General features: G+C 65.4%; 1 protein-coding gene. It reads left to right on the top strand.

What is annotated here, in order from left to right; all coding sequences use genetic code 11:
- Positions 1-965 (top strand): IS5 family transposase (locus tag ING15_RS19240; RefSeq protein ID WP_232845896.1); only part of this gene is annotated, 965 nt, incomplete at its 5' end.
- Positions 966-1,102: the final 137 nt, after the last annotated feature.

Here is a 1,102-nt window from a genome sequence, read left to right as displayed (position 1 = left end):
ATGGGGATGGGGATGGGGATGGGACGATGGCGCGGCGACGGATTGGGCAGGAAGAGCTGAGGTTTGCAAAGAGCGACGCACGGCGAACCGGCTCGCTGAACGAGATCGCCAACCTGGTTGACTGGGCCGAGATCGATCATCATCTGGCTCCGATCTATGCCTCGGCAAAGGGCGAGCAGGCTTGGCCGCCTCTGGCCCTGTTCAAGGCATTGCTACTGGCGGTTTGGCACGATCTTTCGGACGTGAAGCTGGCCGAGGCGCTGGATGATCGGGCAAGCTTCCGCCGGTTCTGCGGTTTTGCGGCGGACGAGCCGACCCCGGAGCGCACCACCTTCGTGCGGTTCCGGCAGGAACTGGTGGCCCGGTCGCTCGACCGGGTTCTGTTTGAGGCCGTGACGCAGCAACTCGATCGCAGGAACGTCCTGGTGAAGACGGGCACGCTGATCGACGCGACGGTGATCGCTTCGGCCAGCAAGGGCAAAGACGAAGAGGCACGCTGGGTGAAGCATCGCCGCCGGCCCGCCGTCCATGGCTACAAGGCGCATGTAGCCACAGACGCCGGTGGCGACATCGTGCGCGTCGTCGAGATCACGCCCGCCAACCTCAACGACGGCAAGATGCTGGCAGCGGTGCTGCCGGAGAGCCCTGGCGAGGTCTACGCGGACCTGGCTTATGCCAGCCATGCCAACGAGACGCTGATCCGGACTGCCGGCGGCGTATCATGCCTGCCGGGCCGCGGCGTCTGGGGCGGCGAGGAAGCCCTGCGCCGATTGGAGGCGTGGAACGCGGCGGTCGGCCATGTTCGCCGCAGGATCGAGAAGATCTTCGGAACCTGCAAGCGCAGCTATGGTCTGTCCCGGATGCGCTGGATCGGACTCGCCAAGGCCGGGCTTCAGGTGCGGCTGACCGCCATCGCCTACAACTTGCGCCGCTCGTCGGTCATTCTACGAGGCAGGCCTGCATGAGCAGGGGCGGATTCTGCCGCGAAACAAGCTAACCGGCAGTCGGGAGCATAATCCGCAGCCCAAGGCTCCACTGCGGGGCAAGATGGCTCCAAAGCCTCGGCGCCGCCGCAGATTTCGCCCTCGCACACAGGTCTCAT

This window comes from Aurantimonas marina (assembly GCF_017183135.1).
GTDB lineage: Bacteria > Pseudomonadota > Alphaproteobacteria > Rhizobiales > Rhizobiaceae > Aurantimonas > Aurantimonas marina.
Note: the sequence above shows the minus strand (reverse complement) of the source record. Positions and strands in the feature narration are given on the sequence as shown.